Below are 21,938 nucleotides of genomic sequence, written 5' to 3'. Positions count from 1 at the left end.
TTGGGGCCAACACTTATGCTCGCTACGGCATTGCGAGGCGCATAGCCGCAGCTTTTTTCCATGCTCGACGACGCTGCCACGCAGCACATTCAATTGTCATCGTGCCATCCAGCCGCCATCGACCATCATGTTATGTCCGGTGATGTAGGTGGCTTCGTCGCTCGCAAGAAACAGAACGGCGTGGGCGACGTCGATCGGGGTACCAAGGCGAGGCATCGGCGTGCGCTCGCGTGAATAGTTTAACATTTCCGGATCGATGGCCTTGCCACCTTTACCCGTCAGGATCTTGCCCGGCGCGACGGCATTGCAAATGATGTGGTCCTTGCCGTAGTCGGAGGCCACCTGTTTCGTCATGTAGACCATGCCGGCCTTGCTCACCCCGTACGCGAAATCGTTGGGTGCGGCGATCATCCCATGCTGGGACGTTATGTTGACGATGCGTCCGCGTGCCTCGTTGATGATCTCTTGCGTCAGCATCTGCCGAACGGCGGCGCGAAGGCAAAGATAAGCGCCCTTAAGATTGACGTCGGTGACGCGATCCCATTCCGCCTCGTCGGTGTCAACGAGCGAGGCGCCGCCGCGCACTACCGCGTTGTTGACCAGGATATCGACCCTTCCGAAACGGCCTGCCACATCATCGACGATGCGCTGCACGTCATTCGCATTTGAAATGTCGCCCTGCAGGAAGACTGCCCTGTCGGAGACCTTTGCGAGTTCGTCAATGACGGGAGTTCCACCCTCGACCACATCCGGGGTGACATCGACAGCTACGACCGTTGCCCCTTGCTGCGCGAACAGCAATGCGATGGCACGCCCGATGCCGGATGATGCACCTGTCACGATGGCGGTCTTTTCGGCAAGTCTCATCTCTGCCTCCTAATGCCTGATGACCTGCTCGAGGAACGCCTTGGTTCGCTCATGCTGCGGGTTCTTGAAAAGTTCGTCCGGTGTGTTCTGTTCGACAATCCTGCCACGATCCATGAACACCACCTCGCTGGCAACACTGCGGGCAAAGCCCATCTCATGGGTGACGCAGACCATTGTCATTCCCTCTTTTGCGAGTTCGACCATGACATCGAGAACCTCCTTGATCATTTCGGGATCGAGTGCAGAGGTCGGTTCATCAAACAGCATGATCTGCGGCTGCATACACAGCGCGCGGGCAATGGCAACGCGCTGCTGCTGACCACCGGATATCTGCGAAGGCATCTTGTCGGCATGTTCGGCGATGCGGACCCGCTCAAGATAATGCCGAGCCAGCGCTTCCGCCTCCGAGCGAGGCTTGCCGCGGTTTTTCATCGGGGCAATCATCAGGTTCTGAAGGACTGTCAGATGTGGAAAGAGGTTGAAGTGCTGGAAAACCATCCCGACTTCCTGCCGCACCCTGTCGATGTTGCGTGCCTTGCCGTCGATCGCGACGCCGTCAACCCGGACCTCTCCCATATCAAAAGTTTCCAGGCCGTTGATGCAACGGATCAGCGTCGATTTCCCCGATCCCGACGGACCACAGATGACAATTCTTTGTCCGCGCGCAACGCTGAGGTCGATGCCATCGAGCGCCTTGAAGCTTGCGAAGGATTTCTCGACCGCGCGCATTTCGATGACGGCGCGTCCGACATTGATGCTGTTCATTCGGGCGTCCCTTTTGTGATTGGATCAAAGTTGTTCAGCCAGTCCGCGTAATCTGTCGCAGCCTCTTCGAGGCGATAGTGCGGCGTAAAACCGGTATCGGCCACAAGCCTGTCGATGGACAAGGCTGCCCTGTCACGTGGCATTGAGATACGGACGGTCGGCTGCTCATTATCCATCGTCAAGCGAACGCCGGGCGCCGCGACCATCTGCGAGAGGTGCAATGCCCACGCTTCGACCGTTTCAGTCCAGCCAGGCCCTATATTGTAGACAACTTGCTGGAGGCGCTGACCGGTCAGCAGGGCGACAAGCCCGGCTGCGGCGTCACGACTATAAAGCCAATCACCGCTCATCGGTCGGGGGAGCCTCGCAACCTCACCCTGTCGCCACTGCTGGAGAACCTGGGCATGCGGACTAAGCAGCGGCCTGACGCCGGTCCCGTGTTCCCAGGGTCCAAATACAGGTCCGAGACGGGCGATCCTGACATCGATGTCATAGAGCCCGGCAAGACGGATCGCGGTTTTTTCGGCCGCGAGTTTGGTAATGCCGTAAAGCCCGTTCGGATCGGGCAGCGAGATATCCTCGACGATGGGGATGATCCCTGCGTCTATCTGTCCGTATACGGCAACGCTGCTGGTCGTCACCAGGCGGTTGGTGCCACCCGTGTCGCTCAGGGCCTTCAGCAGGTTTGCGGTGCCACCAATATTGACCTCGATGACCATCGCCGGCATGCGGCTCTCGGCATCCGCGTCGGGCGTGATGGCGGCGAGATGCAGAACAGCGTCCGGGCGGGCCGCGGTCAGAGCCGAGACGATATCGGCCTCCGCGCGAATGTCGCCCAGCAGAAGTCGCGCACCCGTGAGGGTAGGCGCGTTGGCGAAAGCCGCTGACAGCGGTGCCGGCGCAAACAGAAACACCTCGTGTCCGAGCGCCAGGAGCGCTTCGGTGGTTGCCAGCCCGATAAAACCGGTGCCGCCCGTGATCAGTACCCGCATGTGTCAGCCCCTCCCGATAATCGCCTTGCGTTCCAGACGGGAAACCCAGTGGGAGAACGGCCAGAGCATAATGAAGAAGATGACGGCCGCCGCAGTCAGGGGGGTCGGGTTGTAGGTCTGCTCCTGCGCCACGCGGGCCGAGCGCAGCAATTCTGGCAGAGCGACCAGCGAAGCGATCGAGGTTGTCTTGACGAGTTCCAGCGAATTGCTGGCGAGCGGCGCCACCACCTTGCGTACCGCCTGCGGCAGGATGATGTAGATCATACCGCGAAACCGATGAAAGCCGAGCGCGGCAATCGCCTCATGCTGACCCTTGGGAATGGATTCGAGGCCAGCACGAAAAATTTCGCTGAAATATCCGGTGTTGTTGATCACCAGCGCAACGACGACGGCCGCGAAACTTTCAAGCGTCAGTCCGAAAAATGGCAAGCTGTAATAGATCAGGACCAGCAGGACCAAGACGGGAAATGCGCGCAGCAGGTCGATGATCATGACCATCAGCCGGCGCGTCCGAGCGCCTGCGAAACTGTAGAGGACCGCCACCGACAGACCGGACAGGAGCGCCAGTGGCAGCGATACGATCGACAGCAGAAGTGTGAGCTGCAGCCCCTGAAGCAACAGAGGATAGATCAACATGAACGAATCGACATCCGCAAAATTGAGCAGAAAGAGTTCCATATCAAAGCCCAATCCTAGTGCGAGAACCGACGTTCGACGTAGCGGCTGAAGGCCACCAGCGGAATGAAGAACAGAAGATAGAAGAAGGCTGCGAGCGTGAGCGGCGACGGGTTGGCCTTGATCGACATGATGCTTTGAGCGCTTCCCAGGGTTTCCTGCAACGACAGCGCGACCCCAAGCGCCGTGCCCTTGGTGATGGCGATCGAGCGGTTGGTCACCAGCGGCAGGGCAAGCCTGACGGCCTGTGGTAGAATGATGTATGTCAGCGTACGCCACGCCTTGAAGCCGAGCGCCGAGGCCGCTTCCCACTGGCCTCTCGGCACGGCGACGATCGATGCCCAGAAGATTTCCGCCGAAAACGCCGAAAGCACAGCGGAGAGGCCGAACACAGTGGCGAAGAACGGCGACAGGGTCAGGCCCATGTAGGGCAGGCCGAAATACAGGAAGATCAGTACGACCAATTGTGGAAGGGTGCGAAAAATCTCTACATATGATGTGATCACGCAATCGATGATCGCATTGCGCATGCACCGGCAGATCGCAAGCGCGAGCCCGCTGGCAAGCCCGATGATGATCACGGCGATCGACGCCTGAACCGTCACCCAAAATCCGCGAAGCACCTCCGGAAAGGCTTCCCGCATGATTTCGAGATTGAGGTAGTTGTCTAGGATCTGCTGCATGTCGGAGGCTCCGCACCGAAGCCGTGTGACATCTCGTCATACGGCTTCGGGTCTCAACTGTTATTTGCAGGAAAGCTCATGCGGCTTTTCTTCGTAGCCGGTGAAGCCGGGCGCGCCGTAACCGGGATAGACGGTGCTGAGCGGGCTGTCGGCAGCCGGCTCTTCGTTGTACCACTTCTTGTAGAGTGCCACGAGTACACCTTCCCGCTTCAGGCACTCGATCGCATCTTCGACCTTGTTACGAAGCTCGACACTGTCATTGCGGAATGCGTAACCAAATTTGCGGCCGTCGAAATCCTTGAAGGCAACTTCGATACGTGGGTTCTTGCTGGCGGCATAAACCGTGGTCGGAATTTCGTTAAGGGCACTGAACGCACGCTTGGTCAAAACAGCCTGGACGGAGTCCGGGAAGGTTTCGTAGCGCTGCACGTCAAAGCCGTATTTTTCGGCATTGGCGGTTGCCCATGTGTCGGAAAGCGTCCCGCGGTTGACGGCGATCGCCTTGCCCTTGAGGTCCTCGAAACCGCCGATCTTGTCACCCTTGGCAACGATGAAGCCGTTGCCTGTCGCAAAGATGGGCTCGGCGAAAAGCATTTTTTCGCTGCGATCCTTGGTGATGTTGAGTGGATTGACGGTGATGTCGATGCGGCTCGCGAACAGAGCTGCGAAGAGGCCCGAGAAATTTACGTCGGTAATCTCGACTTTCGGACGCCCGATTTTGGCGCCGATGGCATTGATCAAATCGACACCAAAACCTTCCGGACCATTGGTGCCACGCACCATCCACGGAGCAACACCGAAGTCGGAGCCGACAACAAGGGAAGCGCCGTCCTGGGCGGACGCGGTGACCGGCAAGGTCGCGGACGTCGCAAGCGCGATGCCGAAAGCAAGCGTCGAAAGAAGCAATTTCCGCATGTTCAGTTCCCTTTTTTACTTGTTGGTTCTGGCTGGTGATGGGTGTGCCAGTGTCTGGCGATATCGGAGCGATTGCAGACCCAGACCTGATCTTCGTGGGTTGCGACGTAGTCCAGGAAACGCCGGAGGCCGGCGGCACGGCCGGGATGCCCGGCAATCCGCAGATGGAGCCCGACGGACATCATCTTCGGCGCGATCTGGCCTTCGGACATCAGCATGTCGAAGCTTTCCCGCAGCATGCGGAAGAACGCCTCGCCGCTGTCGATCGAGCCGCGCATGAACTTGGCGTCGTTGTTCGTCAGGCTGTAGGGCACGACAAGGTGCTGTTTGCCGTCGACGTCAATCCAATATGGCAACTCGTCATTGTAGGCGTCGCTGTCGTAGAGGAAACAACCGGCCTCGCTGAGCAGCCTGCGCGTGTTGATGCTTGGCCCGTAACGGCAGTACCAGCCGTCCGCAGTCTTGCCAGTGGTGTTAAAGATGGATGCAGCCGCGCGTGCAATGCGCAAGCGTTCTTCCGCGACGTCAAGGCCGCGGTGATGTTCCCATCGCCATCCGTGTGCACAGACGTCGAATAGCGCGGTTTGGCGCACGTGGCTTGCGATATCCGGATTCCGTTCGAGGGCCAGGGCACACGCCATGATGGTCGCCGGCATGGCGCGCTCCTCGAACAGCCGGACGATCCGCCAGTAGCCGACGCGACTGCCGAACTCGAACATCGATTCCGCAGCCAGGTCCCGGACCTTGAAATTGCCCGACGCGCCTTCTGTCAGGCCGGATTCGGTTTCAGGATCGCCGTCGTCGATCGACGGCTCCGATCCTTCCTCGACATTGACGACGAAATTGAGCGCCAGTTTTGCGCCACCAGGCCACATCGGGTTCGGCGGGCGGCTACCGTAACCCTTAAAATTGCGCTTGAGGTGATCTGCAGGCATCAGACACACCCCGCAAAATCGACCGTCAGAGGTTCGGCAAGCTTCCGGAACACATCGTTTTGCAGGTCGGCTCCGACCGCCATTGTCACGACGAACTGCGACGGAAGCTCAAGGACCGACATGCCCGCATGCCAGACGTTTTGACGATAGAGAACGCCTTGTCCCGGCGCACTCACGAACGCCTTCGCCTTCTTGAGATCTGGGGCACCATCTTCGAGCGAGGGGCAAACCACCACCAGCATACGCTGGCCCGAAAGCGGGAAAAACGCTTGGTCCGTATGGGGGTGGTATTCGAGCTGGTCAATTTCGAACGGAAACGTGATGGCGCTCGTAACCTTGGTCACCCAGTAGGCCTGTTGAACGCCGTCGTCGGCAACCATCGCAAATTGATGTCGGCGTTCGTTTCCGTGATGCTCTATCACTTCTCCGAATTCTGAGAACTCGTCCACCGACAATGACTGAGCATGCAAATTCAAGGCTGGACTCCGAGTATGGGCGCTTTGCGACACGTGAGTACACGTGGTATCCCAAAAGGATACGCTTGGGATTTCTATGCGCCATTGGCGCTTCTGTAAAGCGATTGAAGTCAGATCAAGCACATTTTTTATTCAGAGGCTAAAATTTGCGCAACTGGCGCTTATGGTGACAGTGGTTTAAGGAAACGGCGGTTGGAAATGATCGGAAACCGTACATCAAAGCGGAGGAGCTTGCTTCAGATGGATGACGTTGCGACAAAAATGAAAGACACCGCGCGCAAACCGGCAAGCCTGACGGAGCAGGCGTATCAGTATGTGCGGAGTCTCATCCTGGCGCAGGAACTACAGCCCGGCGAAGTCTTTACGGAACGCGCATTGGCGGATCAGTTGAATGCGTCGAGAACCCCGATGCGCGCCGCCATCAACCGCCTTGTTGGCGAGGGGCTAGTAGAGAGACTTTCAAATGGTACGATCGTCATTAAGCAGGTCGCGATCGAGGAGTTGATGGATATCCTGATCATTCGCAGACTTCTCGAGGGCGAGGCCGCGGCTCAGGCGGCTCAAAGACATACAGTCAACAGCGTTGACAGTATCCTGGAAAAGAGCCGTGAACTCGCGAGACATCCTGAAATGGATTTCGAGCCGTTCTGGAAATATGACGACGAATTCCACGAGTTTGTTGCCAATGCCAGCGGACGGCCCATTCTCAAGCAGCATGTGCAGAATATTCGCCAACGCGCGCGCATGTGCCACGTCGTTCGCATGGAAAAGAATTTCGAGCAACAGGCCCTTGAGCATATTGCTGTCTTGGAGGCCATAGCCTCGGGCGATTCAGTCAGGGCGCGCCAAGCGATGGAACGGCATGTCGACGGCGTAAAGGATCGGTTCGTCAGATGGTATTTCACCTCATGAGCGCGAACCGACATTTCGGTAACGCTACTGAAAACGCGAGTTGCGAACGAGAGCGTCAAGACCATCGGTGTCGCCTTGAAGGACTCGAACAGCCGTTCGCCTAGATAATGACTTTGGTGGTGTTCATTGGAGTGGTAGCGAATTATTTCTGCAATGACAGTGAATACCGAGTATGCCGACGTTCACCCGTACGCGTCAGTGCACCGATCTCCACGAGTTGCTGAAGGTCGCGTGTTGCTGTAGCGCGGGATGTATCTGTGATCGAGATATAGTTTTCGGCACTTAGACCTCCCTTGAAGCCAGCCGTGCCTTCCTTGAAGATGCGCGCGACTACCTTTTCTTGCCGCTCGTTCAGCTTGTCCCGAAAACGATCATAGAATTTTGCTTTCTGGATGAAGAAATCTACGCGCTCAAGCGTCGCCTGTTGAGCATCCAGGATAGTTTCTGAAAAGAAAATGACCCAGTCGGTGATATCAAGCGTGCGCTGGTGCCGCTCAAGCTCTGAGTAATAGGCCTTCCGGCGCTTCTCGATTGTGAAGGCGAGTGAAATGAGGCTTGGCTGCCCTATGTTTTGCGCTAGGGATTTCTCGGCGAGCGCGCGTCCAATTCGGCCGTTGCCATCCTCAAATGGATGTATGCTTTCAAAGTAAAGGTGTCCTACTGCGGCGCGCGTCAAAGCTTGAAGCGACGTTTGACCATCTGGCCCGGATTGATTGAACCATGTGCTGAAGGTCTCCATCTCAGCGGCAACCTGGCGAGATGGGGGAGCCTCGAAGTGGATAGTGGGTTTGGCCAATCGACCCGATACAATCTGCATGGCGTCTTCATGCGTGCGGTAAGCACCAACCGTTTCAATATATCGGTTTCCGGCCATCAGCATTGAATGCCAGTGGAACAGTCCCTCATGACACAGCGGCCTATGCCAACTTCGATAGACATCCGCCATCATCTCGGCGATCCCCCGCTCTTGGGGGCGGATCTGGCTATCATCAGTGTTTAGCCCGAACTGCCGGCGGAGTGATGACTGGACACTCACGCGGTCCAGAAATTCCCCCTCAATCTCTGAGGTCTTGACCGCTTCGTCGCTTAGCAACTCAATGCGAAGTTGGTTGCTGTCGTCATCGTTGAAATGTCGAACAGCACCGATAACCTCGCCGGCGGACTGCAAGAATTTCTGCTCCAACGATATCAGGCTTGCGGTGTCGTATCTGAAGTTTGGCCAGTCAGTGTTTTGCCAGTTCCATTTCATGAGTTATAGAATCCCTCTCTATAGCTCATAATTATTGCTTGAAATGAGCTATTGCAAGCCCGTCTATCGCTCAGCACCACAATCTGCATCTCTCCATTCAAGAAGCAGCGATCGACAGCTAACCTCTTGCCCTAAACATATTTTGTTAATGGGCGCCCCCTATTTCCGCTCGCCCTCGGCACTGGTGCCGAGCGAAAAGGAATAAGCATGACCAAACACGACCTTTCATCACGACATTTTCAGCGAAAAATTTCGGAATTCTGCGAGCTTCGTATCGCTCCAGTCGCATCCAGGCGGGTGTTCGAAGATATACGGCCCTATCTGGCCAGTTTGATCATCTACAGCAAATCGCCCCCGCTTCTGAATGGCCATATCGACTGGAAGATGATCGGTCAGGCCTGTGGGATCGAAGCCGAGTTAACGGCAGAACTCAAAAAGCAGGTCCGGCCAGGCTTGGATGCAATCATCCGCTGGCTCGGCGCACCACCAGCTACCGAAGAACGACGACCACCAAAGCCGACAGTTAGCACGGGTAAAATGACGCCCGCCAAGAAGGCAGCTTCCGCATGCTCCGCCCGACAGCCACAACGCGCGGCGATCGCTGGCACCTTTGTCCGGTCTGCGTCAACATCGCCCGGCCCAGCACCAAAACCGATAAGCCCTTTCCCAGAAGCACTATTTGAAGCGACAGAAGATCCGGCGAGCTTTCAGGACGCATTGGTCTTACCATATGCGTCGGTTCGGCGACACCTATTGGCAGCTTTACCGCGCCGTTGTTCATCTGAATGAGACCTTCGACAACAAGACGCTGCTATCCTGGATCCACGAAGGGCGCGTGCCCCGATCTGTTGCCAGTTTCAACATCCTCCGCCGCATCGAGCGACGCTATCGACTTTCAGAGGGATATTTCAAAGAGAAACTGCCGCATCAGGCACGCTCGCTGTATGGTCACGATCTCGGTGACATCAGCCCAGCTGAGCGTCGACGGATTTCACTGCACCTGCCCGAAGACTTCAACAGCCTGCCCTTTACCAAGCGCGAGGAGATCCTCGATTGGGTGCGCCGGGTGATCATTTCCGGCTCTACGGGATATCGCCGCTATCAGGCGGCGGCCAGCAAGCAGCGATATGCCATCCGATTTCCCGGCGTCACCTATGGCAGCAGTTTTCTTTCCTCTCGGTCATTGGCATCGGCGGCCGGCACCAATCAAAACGTTGCCGCAGAACTTGATGACCCTGATCTGCTCTCCGGCATTGCCGACGCACCGCCGAGACTTGCCATGGAAATGGCTGATCTCATCCGCTTCAAGACTTCGACGCTGACGGCGATTGGGTTCCAACGGAACGGCGTCTGGGGTGAAGAAACGGCCTCCCAGAAGATTTAGCACCTCGGCTTGATGTTTGGTGCGCTTGCTGCCTCGCCAAACGGTGTCGTGAAGGGTTTCGGTGTGCCAGTCAGCCAGTTAAGCTTCGGCCTTCTCGTCTTCCCTGGCGTTTGGGACTGGTATCTGCAGTGGCGGGAACAGCGACGTGGCTTCTACACCAAGTGGGAAGAAGACATGCTGATGGTCGCCGAAGCCCTATCTCGCGCGGAAGTCGGTTGGATCCGGCAGCATCCGGAGCTGCTCTGGAATGTCAGGCCCATTGCGGGCTTGATTGAGCAGGAAGAAATCGATTTCGCGGCTCGCGATTGGCATGGCGGCTGTGATGCGTTTCACCGACATGCCGCTAACCGTTCCAAGGAGATCCAGCGAGTGATGCGCGTGCATCGCGATCCATTTGAACCGATCATGTGTGTACTTGAAGCGGACAGCCCGCTGGCGGAATATCGTAAGATCACGGACGAGATCGTGAGACACATGCCGGATGAGAAGAGATATCCACGACCGGCCGCCGAAGCCGTTAGATCATTCCTATTGCTTCGGCTGGGCCTGCACCTTGGGCTCAGACAGAAGAACCTTCGCCAACTTCGTGTCTGCCCCCGTGAACACTATCCGACGTCAGAACGCCGGCTGGAGGATATGAAGTGCGGTGAGCTGCGCTGGAACGACCGCGATCATGGGTGGGAGGTCCTTATCCCATCGGTCGCGTTCAAAAACTCTGGCTCTTCTTTCTTCGGACAGAAGCCGTTCCGGTTGATTTTGCCCGACCTTCTCGATCTCTACAAATACCTTGACGCTTACATCGACAGGCATCGTGGAGCTCTGCTTGGCGGTGCGAAAAATCCCCAAACGCTATTCGTCAAGACGGTGAAGACGACCAGTATTGATGCTGCTTACAATTCGACCACATTCTACGAGGCTTGGCGGACTGTCATCCAACGTTACGGCATCTATAATCCCTATACCGGACGGGGTGCGATCAAGGGCCTCCTGCCGCATGGACCGCATAACCTGCGGGACATTCTTGCGACGCATATTCTGAAGCAGACCGGATCCTACGAGCAGGCGAGCTATGCCATTCAAGATACGCCCGATGTCGTGCAGCAGCACTACGGCCGCTTCCTTCCGCAAGACAAGGCCGCACTGGCCGCCGAGATCCTCAATCAGGTTTGGGAAGCTGCGTAAGATCGAATGAGATGCTCGGCTCGGACACTCAGAACATGTTGCATCTGTGCCGAGCGTCCTCGTCTCCGCCTTGAAGGGAATCGAACCTTCACCCTCTTAACACCCTGAAATCCGCCGTGTTGCTTTCGTTGTGAAAATGGCTCCGAATGGGAATTGTAAAGGCCGCGCGCTTTCCGGAATGCGCGGCCAATTCGATCGAATTGCGGCTCGACTTATATCCGCGCGCCGACGGCCTTATCGATATAGATTTCCCGAAGGCGGCTGCTGACAGGACCGATCTTGCCATCGCCGATTATATGATCGTCGACCGTCAGGACCGACATCACGAAGGATGTTGCCGAGGTGATGAAGGCTTCCTTCGCCTCAAGTGCTTCTGCGACGGAGAACGGGCGCTCTTCCAGAACGTAGCCCGCTTCCTGCGCAAAGCCGAGAACGGCTGCACGGGTGATGCCGTGAAGAATGTCGGCGGATAGTCCACGGGTGACGATCTTGCCGTCAGCGGTGACGATATAGGCATTCGCGGAGGAGGCTTCGGTAACGAAACCGTCCTGCACAAGCCAGGCATCGTCGGCACCGGCTTCATAGGCGACATTCTTCGCCATCGAAGGATAGAGAAGCTGTACGGTCTTGATGTCACGGCGGCCCCAGCGAATATCGGGGAGCGTGATGATCTTGAGGCCGCGCTTGGCAAGCGGGCTTTCCAAAACTGGACGGGCCTGGGTGAACATGACCACGACCGGCCGCGTATCCTTGGATGGAAAGTTGAAATCGCGATCGGCATTGCCGCGCGATATCTGCATGTAGATCAGGCCTTCGGCGACATTGTTGTCGGCGACCAGCTTGCGATGGATGGCCAGCAGTTCCCGCGGGCTCATCGGCATGGGCATGTCGAGTTCCTTGAGGGAGCGCACGAGACGGACCATGTGGCCGTCGAAATCGACGAGCTTGCCGCCGATGATGCAGGTCACTTCGTAGATGGCATCCGCGAAGAGATAACCACGGTCGAAGATCGAAACCTTGCCCTGCGATTCCGGGCCATAATGTCCATCGACATAGACGATGCGTTCAGAAGAGGTCATGTTCGTTCCGTTCCCAAGAGATGATGCTGTGATGGTCGGGCCGTGGCGCGGCATGCTTCAATAGCCGCGCGCCAGATCGACGGTGGATGGAAGAGCGCCGGTTTCGCGATAGGTCAAGATATTGCCGGCGACGATCGCGGCCGCCGTCTCCCGGTCCGTCGGAGCTGAGATATGCGGCAGGACGGTGATCGCGGGATGATCCCACAAGGCATGGTCGGCAGGCAGCGGCTCGACGTCGAAGACGTCGAGAACCGCGTGTTTCATGGCACCCGAACCAAGCGCCGCGATCAGCGCGTCGGTGACGACGATCGGACCGCGCGCGAAATTCATCAGGGAGGCGCCCTTCGGCATCATGGAAAGCCGGTCGCCATCGAGCAGCCCCTTCGTTTCGCCGGTCAGCGGCAGCAGGCAGACCAGAATTTCCGGGCGGCTCAGAAGCTGGTCGAGGCCCTGTTCGCCGTGGAAGGTTTCGACACCCTCCAGCGATTTGGCAGCCCGGCTCCAGCCGATGACGTTGAAGCCGGCTTCCTTCAGCCGGGCCGCGGACGCGGCGCCGAGCGCACCGAGACCCAGGAGACCGACCGTGACCTGCTCAGGTCGCCTATAGGCGAGCTGCTGCCAGACACGCTGCCGCTGGAACTGCGCATAGGCGGGCATGTCGCGGAACAGATAATATGTCCAGGCCAGCACCGCTTCGGCCATGGTCCGGCTCAGTTGCGGATCGACGAGGCGGACGAGCGGCAGCCGGCTGTCGCCAAGCTCGCCGACCAGACGTTCGACACCGGCCCAGACGCTGTGGATCCATTTCAGGCCCGGCAGCTGCGCAATATCCGCCGGATCGGGATTGGCGACGATCGCGATATCGACCTTTTCCCGCGACGCCTCGTCGAGTTCTCGGAACGGGATGATCGTTTCAACCGGCAGTTTCTGCGAAAGCGCAGTCAGCCAGAGCTGTTCCACGTCAGCGGTCATACGCGTCACAAGCGCAATCATCGCACAGTCTCCCCTTTGCTTGCCTTATGAGCTCAGTGCGCAAAAACGCTGTCGAAATCCTTGAAACCCTTGACCTCGATTGGGTTGCCGCTTGGATCGAAGAAGAACATCGTGCGCTGCTCGCCCGGTTCACCTTCGAAACGGACGACCGGCGGGATGTCGAAGGCGATGCCGGCATCCTCAAGGCGCTTGGCGAGCGCCAGCCAGGCGTCGAGCTCCAGGACCACGCCCAGATGCGGCATCATCACCATGTGATTGCCGACCTTGCCGGTACGAGCCGTCTCGAAAGGCTTGCCGAGATGCATGGAGATCTGGTGGCCGAAGAAATCGAAATCGACCCAGGTGTCGGTGCTACGCCCTTCCTGGCAACCCAGAACGCCCCCGTAGAAACGGCGGGTCTCATCAAGATCGGTGACGTGATAGGCGAGATGGAAAAGAGAGCGCATGGATGTTTCCTGTGTTTTTTGAGGAAGAAACGGCTGCTAGTCGGCCGCCCGCGATTGCTTGAGAAGCGCCGCCTGTAGAAAGGCGACGATCAGCGGATGGGGGGCGCGGGGACGTGACGACAGTTCAGGATGTCCCTGCATGCCCATGTAGAACGGATGGTCGACCACCTCGATCGCATCGACGACCGCTCCATCGACGCCGCGGGCGGAAACCTGCAGACCGTGTGCTTCCAGATCTCCGACAAGGTTCGGATTGAGCCTGAAGCGGTGATTGCACCGAATGACCGTATCCTCGGAAATCAGGTCCGCCAGCCGGGTGCCTGGCATTGCGCGCGTTGTCTGATCGCCGCTCCGGTGTCCGGACAGCAAGCCGCCATCGGCCTTTTCTTCACCGGCCATGGAAAGGAAAGTCTTGATGCCGGCATCGGGATCGGCCTCGGCCAGATTGGCATTGCGGCGGCCGAAGGTTTTCCAGGCGACGGCGGTTGCCATGGTCTGCATGCCGAGGCAGAGGCCGACGGCCGGAAGTCCGTTGTCGAGCGCAAAGGCGGCCACGGCCGTCTGCCCGGCCACATTCTTCATGTCTGACCCGCCCGGCAGAAGAACGCCGGCATAAGGTCGAAGCAGCCTGTCCGCATCGGCTTCGCGGAACGCGACCGGATCGATGAAATCTATATCCACCGCGACAGACAGACTGTCCGCAGCGTCGCCCAGGCTTGCCAGGGCTGCCGGGTATACACCGAGATGATCGCGGCTTGCGCCGACCAGCGCGATCCTCAGCGCGGCAGCGGGTGCGGTCTCGGGCTGTTCCAGCATGATGCGACCGAAGCGATCCCGCCAGGCAAGAACTGTCTGCGTCTCCCGATCGACGAAATGATCGCCGCGGCCCACCACGGTAATCATTTCGTCCGCGTTTGCCGAAAGAGTCTTCGCCGCATCGTCATCAGCCATGAAAGCCGGATGAACGGGCACGACGAGATCGGTGAGGCGGGCTGCATCGAGCACAGCCTCTATCGTTGCGGGCGGCGATACCGGCTTTCCCGACAGCCGCTCGAACCAGCAAAGTCCGCTCGCAGCAAGTCCACCGGTCGCCACCACGTGCTGTTCGGCATCGGCATGACGGGACGTATCGAAACGAGCAGCAATGTGCAGGAACACGCAGTTCCGTGTTGCAGCAATTGCTGCTGCAACAGCCCCATAAAGAGCCGGACTGTCGGTATCATGGTGAACGAGGATCAAGCCCATCGTCAGCTCCGTTCGATCCGCATGTTTCAGACGATCAGCAGATCGCGGTCGATCGTGCCAAGCGCGCGATAACCGGTATCGGTGATGACGATCGTTTCGCTGACACCGACCGTGAAGCGGCCGTAGATGCGCAGGGCCGGCGGCAGGTGGAAAGTCATACCCGGCTGCAGCTCGGTTTTTACGCCCGCATTCAGGCTGAGGATGGCGCCCTCGCCCCAATCCGGCGCAAAGGAGATGCCGACGCTGTATCCGAGGCGCTTCTTGAAGTTTTCAGTATAACCGGCACGATCGATCACCTTCTGGCAGGCGATATGCGGCACCTCGCATGCCTCGCCCGGACGGATGGCATCTAGGGAAACCTGCAAGGCCTCCTGGCAGACCTTCATCATGTCGGCCGCTTCCGCCGGCGGTTCGCCGATCCACGCCGAGCGCATCAGGGCTGCGTGGTAACGATCATGGCAGGCTGCCATTTCAAGGAATGCCGGATCGCCGGCCGCAATCGCGCGGCGGCGCCAGGTGCCGTGCGGCACGCCGGTGCGCGGACCAACGGAGACGAGCGGCTCCATGCCGAGATATTCGGAACCGGCCGCGATCGCAGATCCCATCATCGCGGCGACGAGATCGTTTTCGGTGGCACCGACGCGAACGGCGGCGAGGCCGGCGCGCATGCCTTCGTCGACGTAGGCTGCAGCCTTTTCGAGCTTTTCCACTTCGAGCGGCGACTTGATGGCGCGGAATTTCTCGATGACGCCGGCGCCATCGCCGATCGTGCCAAGCCGGGCCTGCAGCGCCTCATAAACGGCAATCGGCAGGAACCAGCCACGCTTGTCGATGGCGATCCGCTTGGCGGCCAGACCGCGGCTCTCGATCAGCTTCACCAGCAGGCCGAGCGGATCCTCGCCGTCCTGGTAGACGACAGCGTCGGAAATGAACGTGTTGGCGATGAAGTTGAAATATTCGAGCTGACGGATCAGGAACACTGGATCGCCGTCGGCCGGCAGGATCAGCGCTTGGAACGTATAATAACCCGGCGTCTGCTGGCCGGTCAGGTAGAAGATGTTTTCCGGGCCGGTGACGACCAGCGCGTCGAGACCTGCCGCCGCAAGCCCTTCACGGGCGAGTGCCTGACGGCGTGCGTATTCTTCTCTCGGGAATGCGGATTCCTGTCCCTGAACGATATCGCCTTGAATGCTCATGCTTCAAACTCCTTGACCAGATGCGCCTTCGACGCATCGAATTCCAAACCCAAACCCATGGTGGCAGGTTCTTCGACACCGCCATCCCGGTAGACCAGCCCGGCCGCCGCATCGTTCTCCAGACCATCGGCTCCATAAAGTTCGGCAAACCGGGGACCGACCGCGCAGCTCAGATGAAGTGCCGCCGCCGTCGCGACCGCGCCTTCGTTCATTTGCCCGACCATGAACGGGATGTTTGCCTCCGAGAGCCGCTTTGCAGCAGCCAGACTGGCAGCGATGCCGCCGAGTTTGACGAGCTTCAAATGCGCCCAGAGATGACCCTTGGCGGCGACGATCGCATCGATATCCGCGGATGTGGCAACGCTTTCGTCAAGCATCAGCGGCAGCGGGCTCGCCGTCGCCAGACGGTTCAGCATGTCCCAGTCGCCCGGCGCGACCGGCTGTTCGACATAGGCGAGCCCGAAGTGGGCGAGCGTCTGAAGATTTGCAGCGGCCTCCTCTTCGCTCCACGAACCGTTGGCATCGACCGCAAGCTTGACCGAATCGCCGAAACGGTCGCGCAGGGCTGTAAGCCGTGCAACGTCCTCGGCAAAGTCACCCCCGCCGACGCGCACTTTCAGATCGCGGAAACCGCGTGCCACATAGGTTTCCGCCTGCGCCAAGAACAGTTCCGTCGAGGAAATGAACAGGGTCTGGTTGGTGGCGTAACGCACGATCGGCGCAGCACTGCCGCCGAGCATTGCAAAAACCGTGACACCCTTCTCACGGGCAATCAGATCGTGAAGGGCGATATCGATCAGCATCCGCACCGGCGCGATTACATCCGCCTGCACGGCCAGTTCGGCCTGCATCGCGACGGGGTCCAGCGACCAGTCCAAACCATCCAGCACGTTCAAAGCCTGTTCGAGGCAGGTCTCCGGGCTCATGCCGTTTAGATAGGCGACATTGATGCGGACTTCGCCGATCCCGGTATGCCCGCCATGCTCCAGCCTCAGGTAAAGCGTGTCGAGACCGCCGATCGGACCAGACGAGGCCGTACGAAGGAGAAGCCCGCCGCCATATCGGAGCATGGCTCTGTGGAGGGAGGCTCTCATGGGTTCGGCCGCAGCATCTTTTTGGCAACGTCGCGATAGATGACGCTGCAGGTGACGAATTCGTCCAGCGCCACGAATTCGTCCGCCTTATGGGCCACGGAAAGACTGCCGGGCCCGATTACCGTTCCCTGCGCGCCGAGGGAGCGGAAATGCACCAGATCGCAGCCGCCTTGGAACCCGAACGGGCCCGGATCGGCCGTGCCATTCTCCTTGCATGCCTCCAGGCTTGCGAGCACGACCGGATGGTCACCGGCCGTTTCCGTTGCGCTGCCCGTGGTCGCCTTGTAATCGACGATCTCAGCCTTCACGCCGAAACGATCACGGGCATCTTTGAGCAAAGCGGCGAATTCCTGCTTTACCGCATCCTCGTCTTCTCCCGGCACCATGCGCCGGTCTAGCAGCATGTCGCAGGAGCCGGGTAGCACGTTGTCCGCATGGCCACCGGCAATACGCGTGACGGTCAGGCTCGCTTCACCGACCAGAGGATGCGTCCGCTTGCGCACGACCTCGTTGTGATGGGCCTCGATCAGGGTCAGAAGCCGGCCGGCGCGATAGATGGCGCTGTCGCCGAGATGCGGCGTGCCGGAATGGGCTGTGACCCCATGAACGCGCACGACCGGTCGCAGGCTGCCCTTATGGGCCGAATAGGTCGTGTTGGATGTCGGCTCGCCGACCACCGCAAAGTCGATCTTCGGCTTGGTCGCGGCATAATATTTAGCGCCTTCGCTGGCGATCTCCTCGTCACCGACGAAAACGCCGAGAAGCGTGCCCGACCAAGTCGTGCGGTCCGCCGCCAGCATCCGCATCGCTTCGATCATGGCGATCAACGGTCCCTTGCAGTCGCAGGCACCACGCCCGAAAAGCTTGCCGTCCTCCTCCCGCAGCGTGAAGGCGTCGGAGGTCCAGCCCTCGCCGGCAGGCACCGTATCCATATGGGTATTGAAGGCAAAGACCGGACCCGGACCGTTTTCCAGCCTGGCTTCGACATTGAACCGTCCCGGCTTGTATTCGGTAAGAGAAACCGAGAAACCCTCGTCCTTCATACGCCGCTCGACATAAACGGCGACATCGGCCTCGCCACCCGGCGGGTTTTCGCTGCGGATGGCGATGATTTCCGCAAGCTCGCGCTTCATGCGTTTGATGTCTGGCGTATTGGTCATGATTGCATGGCACCTAGTGCAGGATCTGGTCGAGGAAGCGTGTGGCCCGTTCATTGACGGTTCCGCCGAAGAAGGAATCCCGCGAGGCGTTTTCGATCACTTCTCCGTTTTCCATGAAAACGATCTGGTCTGCCGCGCGCTTGGCGAAGCCCATTTCGTGGGTCACCACGATGCTGGTCATGCCTTCGCTGCTGAGCTCGGCCATCACGTCCAGCACTTCGCGGATCATTTCGGGATCCAGTGCCGATGTCGGCTCGTCATAAAGCATCAGCTTCGGCCTCATGGCGAGCGCGCGGGCAATCGCGATGCGCTGCTGCTGGCCGCCAGAAAGTTCGTCGGGGAAGAAATCGGCTCGCTCGGGAATGCGCACCTTCCTCAGAAGATCCATAGCGACGTCATGGGCATCGCTGCGGCTCATGCCAAGCACCTTCATCGGAGCCAGCATGATGTTCTCGATCGCCGTCAGGTGCTGGAAGAGTTCGAAATTTTGGAACACCATGCCGATCTGGCGGCGGATTTCCGGCGCGCGACGCAATTCGTGGGCAATGTCATTGCCTTCGAAGAAGATATTGCCGTCATCGGCCGGCTCCAGCAGGTTGATGCAGCGCAACAGGGTCGACTTGCCGGAGCCGGACGGGCCGATAATGACCATGGTCTCGCGACTGCGGACATTCAGGCTGCAGGCCTTCAAGATCTGGAGATCGCCGAAGCTCTTGTTGATCCCCATGATTTCGAGTAGCGGCTGGCGGTCGCAAGCTGTCATCGCCTTATCCTTTATCGAGGATTTGTCCTTCATCGGGCTTCTGTCTTTTCGGTGAGCGCCGTCAGGCGCGCCATTAAGGGAACGGAGCGACGCTTTTCACGCGGCCGTTTACGGTCGAGAGCACGTTCGAGAAGATATTGGAGGCCCATGAAAATCGTCGTCAGCAGTAGGTAATAGATGCCTGCCGCGGTTAGCGCCTCGAAATATTTGAAGTTGGAACTTGCCGTCTGGTTGGCGACGAGAAGCAGCTCTTCCACGGCCACGACCGAAACGAGGGCACTCGTCTTCAGCATGCCGATCATCTGGTTGCCCGTCGGCGGCAGGACGATGCGGGCGGCCTGCGGGACGACGATGTAACGCATCACGGCAAACCGGCTCATGCCGAGCGCCAGACCCGCCGTCCGCTGCCCCTTCTTGACCGCCTGCAGGCCGGAACGGATGATTTCCGCCATATAGGCGCCCTCGTTCAGGGAGAGCGCAATGACCGCACTGACGAAAGCCGACAGCATGATGCCGAAGGTCGGCAGCACGTTGTAGATGAAGATGATCTGGAACAGGACGGGCGTGCCGCGGAACAGCCATAGATAGATCAGCGTGAAGATCTGCAGCGGCTTGATGCGCGATTCCTGCAGCAGAGCGATCACCAGCCCGGCAATCATTCCGAAGAACAGCGAGACTATCGTGATGACAAGCGTCAGCAGCGCGCCATGGAAGAAAGCGGGTGAAAAGACATAGTCGAAGACTAGATCAAGCGACATCCCGCTCTCCTTTTCTCTTTGTTATCGGACAGATCAGTTGAAGATCGCGACCGATGCCGGCAGCTTCCACTTTTCGATCAGGGTCTTGTAGGTGCCGTCAGTGACGATCTCGCTCAGGGCATCCTTGATCGACTTCTGCACTGCTGCATCGCCCTTGCGGAATGCCATGCCGATGCTGGTGTTGGATTCGAATTCTTCGCCGACCGTCTGGTAGACGCCGGGAACGGAGCTCTGCAGCACGACGGCGCCCGGTGTGGAATCGAAGGTCGCGTCGGCGCGGCCCTGACGCAGGGTCAGCGCGGAATCCTGGGCGGTCGGAAAGGTCAGAACCTTGACGCCTTCGAGGTTCTTGGCCTTGCAGCGTGCATCGTCGGCACGCGCCTGGCTTTCCTGAATGCCGCCGAGCGTGACGGAGACCGTCTTGCCGCACAGGCTGTCATCGCGGCCGGTGATCTTCTTCGGATTGCCCGCCTGGACGATCACCATATTGCCGATCTTCAGATAGGGGATGAAATCGACCTGCTCGGAACGGGCCGGGTTGATGTACATGGCCGAGTTAATGAGATCGAGGCGACCGCCGATCAGCGCCGGAATGAGGCCCTTGAACTCCATGTTCATCGGCTTCGTCTCAGCCTTCAGCTTTTTAGACAGAGCAGCGATGAGATCGATGTCGAAACCGGCAAGCTGACCGTCCTTCTGAAATTCGAACGGAGCGAAGGTCGCGGCGACACCGTATGTCAGCGCCCCCTTCTCTGCCAGCCCGCTGGCCGGAAGCTCGGCAGCGGATGCCGAGGCGGCAATACCGAGCGGCAGGATCAATGCGGCGAGGACGTTCTTGAGCATGCGAGTTCCCTTACTGTTAAGTCAACATTGCATTTTCTAACTACAACAATACAATCCAAAAAATTCGAGAGTCAAGCAAGAAAGTGAAATATTATGCACTCTTAAATTATGCCTATTTTTTGATCTTGCTGATCTTTATCGTTGCATACTATGAGCGTCTAATCCTAAACCGACGTTCTACGCGCAATTCAGCGCAGGCAATTTATCCAGGGATAGACTTTTCCTTATGCATGCCTTTTAGTCAGGCACACGGTTATCAGCCACACGATTGTACAATATGTCCGTCAAAAATACAAAAATCGCACCGGTGGTTACGACAAATGCACAGCAGGGTCGGCATCGCCTTGCCAACCAGATTCTCGACCTCATTCGCGACGCGAAATTCGAGATCGGGCATCATCTACGCGAACAACAGCTTGGCGACATGCTTGGCGTCTCCCGGACGCCAGTCAGAGCGGCCCTCAACCTGCTGGCAGACCGCGGCATTGTCGAGGCGAGAAAGAACCAGGGGTTTTTCCTGAAGGCGCAACAGGTCGCGCTTCATCGGACCGAGTTAGAAGTGCCGGCCACGGCCGATCAGGATCTCTATGCGCGTATTGTGGAAGACAGGCTGTCCGGCATTCTCGGCGACAGCATCACTCAGGCTGAACTCACACGGCACTATAATATCGACCGGACACTTTTGCAGCGAACCCTGACGCATCTGGTCAATGACGGGCTGCTTTCCCGCAATAGCGGCCGCGGCTGGACATTTCGGCCGACGCTCGATTCCAAGGTCGCCCTGCGGGACAGCTATGACTACCGCAGCACTCTGGAGCCGGCCGGGCTGCTGTTGAGCAGTTTTAAATTCGACGCAGGCCTGCTTGAGCGATCGCGTCTGGAACACCTCTACCTTGAAGGACATCCCGACATAGCCAGCGTCGATCCGCGCCAGCTGTTCGAAACGGATGCGCAGTTTCATGAAATGATCGCCGCGTTCAGCGGCAACATTTTCTTCCTGCAAGCCATTCAGCAGCAGAACCGGCTGCGGCGGCTTCTCGAATTCGGTGGGTACTCCAACAGACTTCGTGTACGCAACTGGTGCCGCGAGCACCTCGACATCATCTCGGCTATTTCAGAGGGTGCCAGGGAGAGAGCGTCGGCGTTGATGTTGAACCATCTCAGTGAGGCGAGAGGAGCCGCACGGCACTATCCAAAGTGGGATGAGAAGTCCTAAGCCGTTGCTAGGTCAACAACACCTCAGGTCTTGAAGGGATCCGAACCGGCGACATCTTAATCGAGAGATCAAAGCCTTGTTTTTATCGTTGCGGACACGGCTGCAAATAC

The 21,938-nt window shown here is 58.5% G+C and carries 21 protein-coding genes and 1 pseudogene; 3 read left to right on the top strand and 19 right to left on the bottom strand.

Annotated elements, in window-relative coordinates; all coding sequences use genetic code 11:
* Nucleotides 1-96: 96 nt before the first annotated feature.
* The 8 genes from G6K99_RS14305 to G6K99_RS14270 are packed head-to-tail and all read right to left on the bottom strand — an operon-like array spanning nt 97 to nt 6,308.
* On the bottom strand, nt 97-867 hold the full coding sequence (locus G6K99_RS14305; RefSeq protein WP_113110363.1) for an SDR family NAD(P)-dependent oxidoreductase: 771 nt from the start codon (nt 865-867) through the stop codon (nt 97-99).
* A gap of 9 nt (nt 868-876) precedes the next feature.
* A complete protein-coding gene (locus tag G6K99_RS14300; RefSeq protein ID WP_174196922.1) occupies nt 877-1,632 on the bottom strand; it encodes an amino acid ABC transporter ATP-binding protein in 756 nt (251 codons plus the stop codon).
* Entirely contained in the window at nt 1,629-2,624 is a 996-nt protein-coding gene (locus tag G6K99_RS14295; protein WP_174196921.1) for an NAD(P)-dependent oxidoreductase, read from the bottom strand. Before G6K99_RS14295 ends, G6K99_RS14300 begins: the two co-directional genes overlap by 4 nt.
* 3 nt (nt 2,625-2,627) lie before the next feature.
* On the bottom strand, nt 2,628-3,302 hold the full coding sequence (locus G6K99_RS14290) for an amino acid ABC transporter permease (RefSeq protein ID WP_174196920.1): 675 nt from the start codon (nt 3,300-3,302) through the stop codon (nt 2,628-2,630).
* Between the two features lie 14 nt (nt 3,303-3,316).
* Nucleotides 3,317-3,982, bottom strand: a complete 666-nt coding sequence (locus G6K99_RS14285; protein ID WP_174196919.1) for an amino acid ABC transporter permease — start codon at nt 3,980-3,982, stop codon at nt 3,317-3,319.
* 60 nt (nt 3,983-4,042) lie between these two features.
* Nucleotides 4,043-4,897 carry an ABC transporter substrate-binding protein gene (locus G6K99_RS14280; protein ID WP_174196918.1) on the bottom strand — a complete coding sequence of 285 codons (855 nt, stop codon included), beginning with the start codon at nt 4,895-4,897 and terminating at the stop codon, nt 4,043-4,045.
* A 2-nt stretch (nt 4,898-4,899) separates the two neighbouring features.
* Nucleotides 4,900-5,832, bottom strand: coding sequence for a polysaccharide deacetylase family protein (locus G6K99_RS14275; protein ID WP_174196917.1), 933 nt, complete (start codon nt 5,830-5,832; stop codon nt 4,900-4,902).
* A complete protein-coding gene (locus G6K99_RS14270; RefSeq protein ID WP_174196916.1) occupies nt 5,832-6,308 on the bottom strand; it encodes an ureidoglycolate lyase in 477 nt (158 codons plus the stop codon). The genes G6K99_RS14275 and G6K99_RS14270 overlap by 1 nt, the downstream gene beginning before the upstream one ends.
* A gap of 240 nt (nt 6,309-6,548) precedes the next feature.
* On the opposite strand from G6K99_RS14270, the gene G6K99_RS14265 reads away from it, so the two are divergent.
* A complete protein-coding gene (locus G6K99_RS14265; RefSeq protein WP_174196915.1) occupies nt 6,549-7,220 on the top strand; it encodes a GntR family transcriptional regulator in 672 nt (223 codons plus the stop codon).
* A gap of 142 nt (nt 7,221-7,362) precedes the next feature.
* Here the strand turns inward: G6K99_RS14265 and G6K99_RS14260 are convergent, their stop codons facing one another.
* Nucleotides 7,363-8,469, bottom strand: a complete 1,107-nt coding sequence (locus G6K99_RS14260) for a Fic family protein (RefSeq protein ID WP_174196914.1) — start codon at nt 8,467-8,469, stop codon at nt 7,363-7,365.
* A gap of 207 nt (nt 8,470-8,676) precedes the next feature.
* On the opposite strand from G6K99_RS14260, the pseudogene G6K99_RS14255 reads away from it, so the two are divergent.
* A pseudogene (locus G6K99_RS14255) lies at nt 8,677-11,035 on the top strand (hypothetical protein).
* A gap of 212 nt (nt 11,036-11,247) precedes the next feature.
* Here the strand turns inward: G6K99_RS14255 and G6K99_RS14250 are convergent.
* The 10 genes from G6K99_RS14250 to G6K99_RS14205 are packed head-to-tail and all read right to left on the bottom strand — an operon-like array spanning nt 11,248 to nt 20,612.
* A complete protein-coding gene (locus G6K99_RS14250) occupies nt 11,248-12,114 on the bottom strand; it encodes a D-amino-acid transaminase (RefSeq protein ID WP_174196913.1) in 867 nt (288 codons plus the stop codon).
* Between the two features lie 57 nt (nt 12,115-12,171).
* Entirely contained in the window at nt 12,172-13,107 is a 936-nt protein-coding gene (locus G6K99_RS14245; RefSeq protein WP_113110353.1) for a glyoxylate/hydroxypyruvate reductase A, read from the bottom strand.
* 32 nt (nt 13,108-13,139) lie between these two features.
* Nucleotides 13,140-13,553: a VOC family protein gene (locus G6K99_RS14240; RefSeq protein WP_113110352.1), complete on the bottom strand. Its 414-nt coding sequence runs from the start codon at nt 13,551-13,553 to the stop codon at nt 13,140-13,142.
* 36 nt (nt 13,554-13,589) lie between these two features.
* A complete protein-coding gene (locus tag G6K99_RS14235) occupies nt 13,590-14,798 on the bottom strand; it encodes a gamma-glutamyl-gamma-aminobutyrate hydrolase family protein (RefSeq protein ID WP_113110351.1) in 1,209 nt (402 codons plus the stop codon).
* A gap of 26 nt (nt 14,799-14,824) precedes the next feature.
* Entirely contained in the window at nt 14,825-15,994 is a 1,170-nt protein-coding gene (locus tag G6K99_RS14230; protein ID WP_113110350.1) for a Xaa-Pro peptidase family protein, read from the bottom strand.
* Nucleotides 15,991-17,088, bottom strand: coding sequence for a mandelate racemase/muconate lactonizing enzyme family protein (locus G6K99_RS14225; protein WP_113110349.1), 1,098 nt, complete (start codon nt 17,086-17,088; stop codon nt 15,991-15,993). Before G6K99_RS14225 ends, G6K99_RS14230 begins: the two co-directional genes overlap by 4 nt.
* Complete coding sequence (locus G6K99_RS14220) at nt 17,085-18,248, bottom strand: M20 family metallopeptidase (protein WP_113110348.1); 1,164 nt, start codon at nt 18,246-18,248, stop codon at nt 17,085-17,087. Before G6K99_RS14220 ends, G6K99_RS14225 begins: the two co-directional genes overlap by 4 nt.
* A 13-nt stretch (nt 18,249-18,261) precedes the next feature.
* On the bottom strand, nt 18,262-19,011 hold the full coding sequence (locus G6K99_RS14215) for an amino acid ABC transporter ATP-binding protein (protein ID WP_174196912.1): 750 nt from the start codon (nt 19,009-19,011) through the stop codon (nt 18,262-18,264).
* 29 nt (nt 19,012-19,040) lie between these two features.
* Nucleotides 19,041-19,769, bottom strand: a complete 729-nt coding sequence (locus tag G6K99_RS14210) for an amino acid ABC transporter permease (RefSeq protein ID WP_174196911.1) — start codon at nt 19,767-19,769, stop codon at nt 19,041-19,043.
* A 33-nt stretch (nt 19,770-19,802) separates the two neighbouring features.
* Complete coding sequence (locus tag G6K99_RS14205) at nt 19,803-20,612, bottom strand: ABC transporter substrate-binding protein (protein WP_113110346.1); 810 nt, start codon at nt 20,610-20,612, stop codon at nt 19,803-19,805.
* 277 nt (nt 20,613-20,889) lie between these two features.
* On the opposite strand from G6K99_RS14205, the gene G6K99_RS14200 reads away from it, so the two are divergent.
* Nucleotides 20,890-21,828 (top strand): GntR family transcriptional regulator, encoded by a 939-nt coding sequence (locus G6K99_RS14200; protein WP_162728295.1) that lies wholly within the window; start codon nt 20,890-20,892, stop codon nt 21,826-21,828.
* Nucleotides 21,829-21,938: the final 110 nt, after the last annotated feature.

It is taken from the genome of Neorhizobium sp. AL 9.2.2, from assembly GCF_013317225.1.
Taxonomy (GTDB): Bacteria; Pseudomonadota; Alphaproteobacteria; order Rhizobiales; family Rhizobiaceae; genus Neorhizobium; species Neorhizobium soli.
The sequence above is the reverse complement of the archived record's forward strand: the minus strand, read 5'-3'. Positions and strand labels throughout refer to the sequence as shown.

Coding starts and splice junctions, on each gene's coding strand:
- G6K99_RS14215 (WP_174196912.1), bottom strand. CDS start 19,011: ATGACAGCTTGCGACCGCCAGCCGCTACTCGAAATCATGGGGATCAAC.
- G6K99_RS14235 (WP_113110351.1), bottom strand. CDS start 14,798: ATGGGCTTGATCCTCGTTCACCATGATACCGACAGTCCGGCTCTTTAT.
- G6K99_RS14220 (WP_113110348.1), bottom strand. CDS start 18,248: ATGACCAATACGCCAGACATCAAACGCATGAAGCGCGAGCTTGCGGAA.
- G6K99_RS14205 (WP_113110346.1), bottom strand. CDS start 20,612: ATGCTCAAGAACGTCCTCGCCGCATTGATCCTGCCGCTCGGTATTGCC.
- G6K99_RS14240 (WP_113110352.1), bottom strand. CDS start 13,553: ATGCGCTCTCTTTTCCATCTCGCCTATCACGTCACCGATCTTGATGAG.
- G6K99_RS14280 (WP_174196918.1), bottom strand. CDS start 4,897: ATGCGGAAATTGCTTCTTTCGACGCTTGCTTTCGGCATCGCGCTTGCG.
- G6K99_RS14265 (WP_174196915.1), top strand. CDS start 6,549: ATGGATGACGTTGCGACAAAAATGAAAGACACCGCGCGCAAACCGGCA.
- G6K99_RS14275 (WP_174196917.1), bottom strand. CDS start 5,832: ATGCCTGCAGATCACCTCAAGCGCAATTTTAAGGGTTACGGTAGCCGC.
- G6K99_RS14225 (WP_113110349.1), bottom strand. CDS start 17,088: ATGAGAGCCTCCCTCCACAGAGCCATGCTCCGATATGGCGGCGGGCTT.
- G6K99_RS14245 (WP_113110353.1), bottom strand. CDS start 13,107: ATGATTGCGCTTGTGACGCGTATGACCGCTGACGTGGAACAGCTCTGG.
- G6K99_RS14200 (WP_162728295.1), top strand. CDS start 20,890: ATGTCCGTCAAAAATACAAAAATCGCACCGGTGGTTACGACAAATGCA.
- G6K99_RS14260 (WP_174196914.1), bottom strand. CDS start 8,469: ATGAAATGGAACTGGCAAAACACTGACTGGCCAAACTTCAGATACGAC.
- G6K99_RS14230 (WP_113110350.1), bottom strand. CDS start 15,994: ATGAGCATTCAAGGCGATATCGTTCAGGGACAGGAATCCGCATTCCCG.
- G6K99_RS14250 (WP_174196913.1), bottom strand. CDS start 12,114: ATGACCTCTTCTGAACGCATCGTCTATGTCGATGGACATTATGGCCCG.
- G6K99_RS14295 (WP_174196921.1), bottom strand. CDS start 2,624: ATGCGGGTACTGATCACGGGCGGCACCGGTTTTATCGGGCTGGCAACC.
- G6K99_RS14305 (WP_113110363.1), bottom strand. CDS start 867: ATGAGACTTGCCGAAAAGACCGCCATCGTGACAGGTGCATCATCCGGC.
- G6K99_RS14300 (WP_174196922.1), bottom strand. CDS start 1,632: ATGAACAGCATCAATGTCGGACGCGCCGTCATCGAAATGCGCGCGGTC.
- G6K99_RS14290 (WP_174196920.1), bottom strand. CDS start 3,302: ATGGAACTCTTTCTGCTCAATTTTGCGGATGTCGATTCGTTCATGTTG.
- G6K99_RS14285 (WP_174196919.1), bottom strand. CDS start 3,982: ATGCAGCAGATCCTAGACAACTACCTCAATCTCGAAATCATGCGGGAA.
- G6K99_RS14210 (WP_174196911.1), bottom strand. CDS start 19,769: ATGTCGCTTGATCTAGTCTTCGACTATGTCTTTTCACCCGCTTTCTTC.